Source organism: Coprococcus intestinihominis (assembly GCF_040096555.1).
Taxonomy (GTDB): Bacteria; Bacillota; Clostridia; order Lachnospirales; family Lachnospiraceae; genus Coprococcus_A; species Coprococcus_A intestinihominis.
The window spans coordinates 1-1,437 of sequence record NZ_JBBMEK010000434.1; the positions used below are offsets into that span (position 1 = coordinate 1).

General features: G+C 44.4%; 2 protein-coding genes. Both read right to left on the reverse strand.

The genetic code is table 11. The features are described from left to right. On the reverse strand, positions 1-385 hold a 385-nt coding region (locus tag WMO25_RS17975), incomplete at its 3' end, for a hypothetical protein (RefSeq protein WP_349086591.1). Positions 386-594: 209 nt separating this feature from the next. Beyond that, positions 595-1,437 (reverse strand): translation factor GTPase family protein (locus WMO25_RS17980; protein ID WP_494337449.1); only part of this gene is annotated, 843 nt, incomplete at its 5' end.

Genomic DNA, 1,437 nt, shown 5'->3' on the forward strand with positions numbered 1-1,437 from the left:
AGAAGAAAGCAATAATGGCCAGTGCAAAGAGCAAAATTGCCTGTTGCCATAAATGCTGCGACAACATGACGATGCCGCCGATACCCATTGCTGCAACCATAAACCAGAGAAAGAAAATGGCGGATTTCATCTTACCGATGACGCCGCTGATCTTACTGCCTGTACCATCCGGTTCAATAGTTCCCATAAAACGTGTTGACAGATAGACGGTATCATAATCGCTGTGGAAAAAGACCATCAGCTGATTCTTCTCATGCGTACCGAAAAAGCATCGCTCACCGCTGTAGGCACCCTTGTTCTTAGAAGTAAATTCTACAATTTTGCTGTCCCATAGGCGGAGCCATGTTTCAGGATCGTGATCACTGTGTATTTCAAATGGTTTCATATGAGAAACAACCTCCCTTTTTGTTGATTGTCTGAGTCGAACAATCCAAATAATTGTAACATATGTTGGGTAACATTACAAGTAGCTGCCCATTCCGGCATACAATGCATTTAGTTTCATAGAAAGAAATAAAAAATTTGATCATATAAGAAAAGCAGCCCAGATATGTGGACTGCCTTTCCGAAAATGTCTGATATCAAATTGAATGATTACTCTTCTGCTTCGTTGGCATTCTCTGCAATGACACGTTCCTGAACATCTGATGGTGCCTGTTCATAGCGGTCAAACATGTAAGAATAAACACCTCTGCCGCCTGTCATAGAACGAAGATTGGTGGAGTAGCCGTATAATTCGGATAATGGAATATCTGCAACAACTTCTGTCTTGCCGTTGCCGACAGGGTTCATACCAAGGACACGGCCTCTTCGTTTGTTCAGATCGCCCATAATATCACCTGTGTAACTGTCAGGAACAACAACGCTCAATGAAGCGATTGGTTCAAGAAGAACCGGTGTTGCTTTCATGAAGGCAGACTTGAAGGCCTGTTTTGCAGCTGTCTTGAAGGCCATTTCTGAGGAGTCAACCGGATGATAGGAACCATCAAATAATGTGGCTTTCACACCGACAACCGGATAACCGGCCATAGGGCCTTTAACAATGGATTCCTGAATACCCTTCTCAACTGCAGGGAAGTAATTCTTCGGTACAGCACCGCCGACAACGCGTTCTGCGAATACATAAGGGGTCTCAAGATCGCCGGATGGCTCAAATTCCATAGCAACATCACCATATTGGCCGTGACCGCCGGACTGTTTCTTGTATTTCTCACGAACTTCCACTTTCTTGCGGATTGTCTCGCGATATGGTACACGCGGTTTGGAGAGGGTAATCTCCACTTTGTACTTGGCTGCCAATTTGCTGACAACAACATCCAGATGCTGATCACCCATACCATACATCAGGAGCTGACGGTTTTCCTTGTCATTAAAAGTCTTCAATGTACAGTCTTCTTCCATCATCTTCTGCAGTGCCTGGGAAATCTTATCAACATC